Raw genomic sequence first — 6,407 nt, 5'->3', positions numbered from 1 at the left:
GGATCAAACTCTCCGTAAAAAAGAAATGCATACCCCACCGGGAAAACGGTGACGCAGCGAGTTTGATGCTGACCAAAGAGACAAATTCATTGCTGACTTTATCCGTTGCCAACCCCCAGAGGAGGTTGGTCTTTGATCCAAAGGAATTCTCAACTAGCCGAAGCTAGACGAGGATAATTTGGCATTTGACAAGTGCACGCTGTTGAGTTCTCAAGGATCGGATGCTCCCACGACCCAGCNTTGGTCTTTGATCCAAAGGAATTCTCAACTAGCCGAAGCTAGACGAGGATAATTTGGCATTTGACAAGTGCACGCTGTTGAGTTCTCAAGGATCGGATGCTCCCACGACCCAGCCATCACAGCCAGGCCCGAAGGGCAACTTCTCTATCTTACCCACCTCGACCCGCTTGTCAAATCGGCGCGCCGTGCGAATCGAAGATCCGCAGCGCGGCTGATGACAGCCACAGAAGAGGTGGAGTCCCTATCCTAGACGCAAGCGCCTGTTCTCTCAAGTGAGAGTGGATCGGGAGTGGTTCTCCGCTTGAGGGGGGTGAAGCTCTTGGCTCCTCCGCTTCCCTGTGGGGCGAACAAGTAATAAGTTACGTGGATCCGCGGCTTCTGGCAAATCGGGCCACACCACCCGGGCGTGTCGCTCCGACCCCGCGCTCGGTTTCCGCCGGATCAGCCGAGGTTTCTGCTCCGCGCTCGCCTCAGAGTACGATCGCGCCATGCCTGCGTCCACGGATGATCGTCGCTCCCCTCGTGCATCCGCGAACGGGGAATCCGACGAAGGTGGACAGCGTCGCGCGGGTGTCGACCTGCTCGCCCGTGTGCAGCGTGAGCTCGGCCTCGCGGGCGCGGAGGTGGTCTCTCCCCCGCACCGTGCCGTCCCTCTTCCGTCCCGATTGGCCACCGCTGATCTCGCCTGGGCGAGCGTCAGCGCAGCGATGCTCGCTGCCGGGCGCTCCCCCGCTTCCCTCGATCCCGAGCGCATCGCCACGGCCTACCGGAGCGACAGGGTTCTCACCATCAGCGGCGAGGCTCCCCCTGTCTGGTCCGTGTACTCAGGTTTCTGGCGAACGTCGGACGGATGGATCCGCACCCACGGGAACTACCCGCACCATGCGGCCGGCCTGCGCGCGGGGCTGCGTCTTCGGCACGATGCCGCAGTCGACGCTGTTCGCGATGCGCTCGGAGAGCGGACGACCACGGCCGCCGTCGCCGACATCACGACCGCGGGCGGTCTGGCGGTCGCGGTCGCCGCGGAGGAGCCCGCCGTCGATCGCGCACTCCGCGAGCATCCGCTGCTCGAGCTGGTTCGCATCGACACGACACCGGCTTCGCATGCGCCCCGGGCTACGGCGGCGTCGACGCCGCCGGCTTCGCTCCCCCTCCAGGGCATGCGCGTACTCGATCTCACGAGAGTCATCGCTGGTCCGGTCTGTTCACGCACGCTCGCCATGCTCGGTGCCGACGTGCTGCGTATCGATCCCCCACATCTGCCCGAACCGGAGTGGCAGCACCTCGACACCGGACACGGCAAGCGATCCGCGGTGCTGGACGCCCGCACGTCTCGGCTGCAGGAGTTGCTCGCGCATGCCGATGCCGTCGTACTCGGCTACCGTCCCGCTGCTCTCGACAGGCTGGGGCTGCAGCCGGAAGTGCTCGCGCGCCGATATCCGCGTCTGGTCGTCGCGCAGCTCAGCGCTTGGGGCGTGGAGAATCCCGAGCGGGCAGGGTTCGACAGCCTCGTTCAGGCGGCGAGCGGAATCTCGTTCATCGAGTCGGCGGACGGCGACCGCCCCGGTGCGCTTCCGGCCCAGGCTCTCGACCACAGCGCCGGCTACCTGCTCGCTGCGGCGGTGTCTGCTTTGCTGCGCCGCCGCCCAGAGGAAGGTTCGTGGATCGTGCGCGCCTCACTCCGTCGCGTCGCGGCGGAACTGCTCGGGATGCCCCGCAGCGGAGAACCCGCAGCCGAGGTCGAGTTCGACACACGGCCGCATGTGGCGCGATTCGATGTCGACGGAACGGCTCTCGTCACCGCTCGTCCTGCGCTGGCGGGCTTCGAGTATCGGGCGCCGCACAAGTGGGGTTCGGATCAGCCCACCTGGTGACGGCGCCCGCGCATCGAGAGAACGAGGCAGAGCACGAACGTGATCGCGCCCCAGATCGCACACGCCGGCGGGAGAACCCGGTAGGCGAGGTGCTGAACGGTGAACTCCGCATCCAGCGGACCGAAGACGACGAGTCCGCCGACCCACGCGCCGACCAGGATCACGGGGAGCGAGGCCCACCATGCCACGCGCATCCACGTCGGCGAAGACTGCACGACGGTCGGTCGCGGGTCCTGTCGACAAAGCCACAGCAATGCCCAGATGCCGATAATCGCGAGGCCGATCAGACTCGACCCGTGCTGCAGCCACTTGAATCCGGGGAGCGGGCCCCACATCTCCTCGAGTCCGGGAATCGCCTGGACACCCCAGCGTCCCTCATGCGTGAAGAGGTCCCACACGATGTGCGAGAGCACTCCGAGCACGAACGACCCGGCGAGCAGGAACGGATACGCGCGCTTCTGCCCGACGCCGACCGCCGACCGCACCGCGGCGAGACCCCTGTCATCCCAGTCGTCGGGCAGGCGTCGCGCCAGCCACAGCGGAACCAGCTCGGGAACCGCCGGACGCAGGACGACGCGCCAGATCAGGAACAACGCGAACGCGAGCAGTGCGGTCCACACGACATTGCCGAACGTGTGGGTGAACGAGTAGTTCAGCCCCACGCCGCGCACGAACAACGGGAGATCGGGTGTCATCGCGCCGATCGCGATCGCCGCCGGCACCAGCGGCGTGCGGATGAACGGCAGCGCGACCAGTGCGTGGCTGGGAGTGAACGGCATCCGTCTCTGCTATCCGCTGGCCGGAGACTCAGCCGAGGAAGACGCCGGCGAGGGTCTTCTTGCCGCGGCGGAGGACGGAGACGCCGCCGGGAAGTGTGCCCTGAACCGTGGCTGCCTCGTCTTCGACGCGTTCGCCGTCGAGCGTGACACCGCCCTGGGTGATCGCGCGCCTCGCCTCGGAGAGGCTCGCCACGAGCCCGGTCTCGACCAGCGCCTCGACCACCGGAGTACCGGCGGCGACCGTGGCGTGCGGGAGCTCTTCGAGCGCAGTGCGGAGCGTATCCGCATCCAGTGCGGTCAGGTCTCCCTGACCGAACAGCGCCTCGGATGCCGCGATCACGGCCGCAGCCGCCTCGACGCCGTGCACGGTCGCGACCACCTCGAGCGCAAGGCGCTTCTGGGCAGCGCGACGGAACGGCTCCGTGGCCACGAGCTCCGCGTACTCCTCGATCTCGGCCCTGCTGAGGAAGGTGAAGACCTTCAGGCGGTCGATCACGTCGCCATCCGCCGTGCTCAACCAGAACTGGTACATCCGGTACGGACTGCACATCTCGGCGTCGAGCCAGATGGCGTTGCCCTCGCTCTTGCCGAACTTGGTGCCGTCGCTGTTCGTGATCAGCGGGGTACCGATGGCATGCACCGACACTCCCTCGGAACGACGGATGAGGTCGGTGCCGCTGGTGAGGTTGCCCCACTGATCCGACCCGCCCGTCTGCAGCACGCAGTCGTACTGCCGGTACAGCTCGAGGAAGTCCATGCCCTGGAGGATCTGGTAGCTGAACTCGGTGTAGCTGATGCCCTCGTCGGAGTTCAGTCGCGCAGCGACCGCATCCTTCTTGAGCATCGTGCCGACGCGGAAGTACTTGCCGATCTCACGCAGGAAGTCGATCGCACTCAACGGTGCGGTCCAGTCGAGGTTGTTGACGATGCGGGCGGCGTTGTCACCCTCGAAGCTGAGGTAGCGCTCGACCTGCGCCCGCAGGCGTCCGACCCACTCCTCGACGGTCTCCCGCGTGTTCAGCGTGCGCTCGGCTGTGGGACGCGGGTCGCCGATGAGTCCGGTCGATCCGCCGACGAGACCGAGCGGCTTGTGGCCGGCGAGCTGGATGCGACGAAGAGTCAGCAGCTGCACGAGGTTGCCGAGGTGCAAGCTCGGCGCCGTCGGATCGAACCCGCAGTAATACGTGATGGGGTCTCCCGCGAGCAGGGCGCGCAGCGCCTCCTGGTCGGTGGACACATGGACCAGGCCACGCCACACGAGTTCGTCCCACACGTTCTCGAACGTGGGGTCGATCGCCTGGGGTGCGGTCGTCAGAGCGGGAGTTGACACGCCTTCCAGGCTATCAGCGCACCGCAGCTCAGCTGTGCGCGGCCCACCACACGAGGAACGCCGCGCTGAGCGCGATCACCCAGCTCACCAGGCTGCCGACGAGGAAGTACTCGGCACGGGCGCCGGTCTCGCCGTCGCGGGAGATCTCGGGGAAGCGGACGATGCCCTTCGCCGCGAGCATCGCGGCAAGGATCGGATAGGCCGCAGCGAGCGTCAGGATCAGGACGAGGATGCGCTCCAGTGGTCCGATCAGCCTCCCGCCCTTGAATCCGCTGCGCGGGTCGCGTGGCGCCGGCACCACGTCGGTGGCGGCGTCTCCCCCGGTGGCGGCGTCGCTCCCGGTGGCGGTGTCGCTCCCCGCATCGGAGGCCACCGCGACTTCGGCGCCCACGGTGGTGGGCGCCGTCGTCGGCGCCGAAGTCGGGGCCGACATCGGGTCGGTGGGACGCCAGGTGTGCTCGCCGTCGAGCGCCGCACGCACCACGAGGTTCGAGGACTCGAGGAGGAACACCCCGGCACCCAATGCCAGCATCGCGAGATCGAAAGGGACCTCTCCGAACGGCGATCGGAGTTGCCAGGTCGCGCCGATCAGACCGACGTCGGAGCGCGCACCGAGCCAGACGACGGCGCCGACGCTCACGATGGCGAGCAGCACGGCGGGCCAGAACCCCAGCGGCGCCGTGCGTTCGGTGGGCATGCACCACACCCAGAGCGCTCCGACGACGAGCGCGAGGACCATGGGCAGGAGGGCATCGCTGACGCTGCCCAGCAGCAGGAGGATGACGGCGACGGAGAGGTAGCCGATCCATCGACGCGGTGCGAACTGACGCACCAGGTCGGCCGCGCCGACCGCCAGGAGGATGAATCCGGCGACGATCATGCGCGTTCCCCTCGGAGTGCAGCGACACCCTCGATGAGCGCCGCCGTGCCGGCGGTGCGCAGCGACTTCGAGACGCTGGGCTGCGTGATGCCTTCTTCGGCCGCGAGTTCCTGCTGCGATCGTCCGAGCAGGCGGCCGTAGGTCAGGCGCCGTTCGCGCTCGCTCATCGCACCGACCAGCTCGTCGCGGACGAGGAGGTAGGCGTTCGAGGCGGCGATCGTGCTCTCCATGACCTCATCCTGCCGGGGGGCTCCGACAATCCAGGTCCGCGTGCGTGGCACGGAACGTCCCTCGCGCGCGTGCACGGTCTCGATCGCGGCCCGAGCCGCGTACCACCCCGGGCCGTCGGCGAGCTCGCCGTGGACGGATTCGACCGGCCGCACCTCGCCCACTCCGATGCCGAACCGGAAGGCGATGCCGTCGGGCAGCCTCAGCTGGATCATCAGGAGCGACACCAGCGCGTCACCCAGGTCGAGGTAGACACCCTGCTGCTCGTCTCCTACGGTGGGCGTGAGCGGCTGCGTCGCCAGCGGGAGATCGGCTTCGACTCCGGCGATGGTGTCGTCGAGAACACGTTGCGCGGCAGTGCGATCGTCGAGCCGCCGAGAGCCCACGATGTCAGCGAGTACCGCGATGACCATGGGATAACCGTAACACGAATAACTCTCGACTTATGCTCTATCCGGCTATATGTTGAGAACATGCCTGAATCGCACATCATCCCCTGGTCCGACGGAACCTGGACGAACGCTCCCACCTCCCCCTCCGAACTGCCGGTCGGATCCGAACACCTCGACGTCACGGCTGTAGAGGGCAGCGACGCCTGGCGGCACACCGCCTACGGCTTCGTGCACGACACCGAACACGCGCTGCTCGCCCCGCTCGCCGTCGGAGAGGCGATGGAGGTCTCGTTCCGCGCGCCGTGGGACGGCCAGTTCGACCAGGCAGGGGTGTTCGTGCGCATCGACGACGAGCACTGGATGAAGACCGGTCTCGAATACGCCGACGACCATCTCGGGCTCGGTGCCGTGGTCACCGCCGGAGGCTCCGACTGGTCGGTCGGCCACGTCGACGAGTGGCTCGAGAGCGAGATCACGGTGCGCGTCAGTCGCTGGGCGGACTCGCTGATCGTGCGCGCTCGCGCCGACGACGGCCCCTGGCGTCTCGTCAGGGTGGCACCGTTCGACGGACAGGCCACGGCTTCGGCCGGGCCCTTCCTCGCGGCGCCGACCCGCGCCGGACTCACGGTGCGGTTCACCCGATGGGAGCGGTCGGCGGCCGACACCGAGCTGCACTGAGCTGCG

At 67.4% G+C, this 6,407-nt stretch carries 6 protein-coding genes; 2 read left to right on the top strand and 4 right to left on the bottom strand.

The window, feature by feature from the left end; all coding sequences use genetic code 11:
- The first annotated feature begins 728 nt into the window (after nt 1-728).
- Nucleotides 729-2,114 carry a CoA transferase gene (locus ASD13_RS15615; protein WP_055871091.1) on the top strand — a complete coding sequence of 462 codons (1,386 nt, stop codon included), beginning with the start codon at nt 729-731 and terminating at the stop codon, nt 2,112-2,114.
- Here the strand turns inward: ASD13_RS15615 and ASD13_RS15610 are convergent.
- From ASD13_RS15610 to ASD13_RS15595, 4 genes are read right to left on the bottom strand one after another with little or no spacing between them, the layout of a single operon-like run.
- Nucleotides 2,099-2,893, bottom strand: a complete 795-nt coding sequence (locus ASD13_RS15610) for a DUF4184 family protein (protein WP_055871089.1) — start codon at nt 2,891-2,893, stop codon at nt 2,099-2,101. The genes ASD13_RS15615 and ASD13_RS15610 overlap by 16 nt on opposite strands.
- Nucleotides 2,894-2,921: 28 nt before the next feature.
- Nucleotides 2,922-4,223 (bottom strand): tyrosine--tRNA ligase, encoded by a 1,302-nt coding sequence (gene tyrS / locus ASD13_RS15605; protein WP_157535651.1) that lies wholly within the window; start codon nt 4,221-4,223, stop codon nt 2,922-2,924.
- A 28-nt stretch (nt 4,224-4,251) separates the two neighbouring features.
- Nucleotides 4,252-5,103 (bottom strand): hypothetical protein, encoded by an 852-nt coding sequence (locus ASD13_RS15600; protein ID WP_055871083.1) that lies wholly within the window; start codon nt 5,101-5,103, stop codon nt 4,252-4,254.
- Nucleotides 5,100-5,744 carry a SatD family protein gene (locus tag ASD13_RS15595; protein WP_055871080.1) on the bottom strand — a complete coding sequence of 215 codons (645 nt, stop codon included), beginning with the start codon at nt 5,742-5,744 and terminating at the stop codon, nt 5,100-5,102. The genes ASD13_RS15600 and ASD13_RS15595 overlap by 4 nt, the downstream gene beginning before the upstream one ends.
- A gap of 60 nt (nt 5,745-5,804) precedes the next feature.
- Between ASD13_RS15595 and ASD13_RS15590 the strand changes: the two genes are divergently transcribed.
- Nucleotides 5,805-6,401 (top strand): DUF1349 domain-containing protein, encoded by a 597-nt coding sequence (locus ASD13_RS15590; protein WP_055871078.1) that lies wholly within the window; start codon nt 5,805-5,807, stop codon nt 6,399-6,401.
- The last annotated feature ends 6 nt before the right edge of the window (nt 6,402-6,407 follow it).

The organism is Microbacterium sp. Root1433D1, assembly GCF_001426835.1.
GTDB classification, from domain to species: domain Bacteria; phylum Actinomycetota; class Actinomycetes; order Actinomycetales; family Microbacteriaceae; genus Microbacterium; species Microbacterium maritypicum.
The sequence above is the reverse complement of the archived record's forward strand: the minus strand, read 5'-3'. Positions and strand labels throughout refer to the sequence as shown.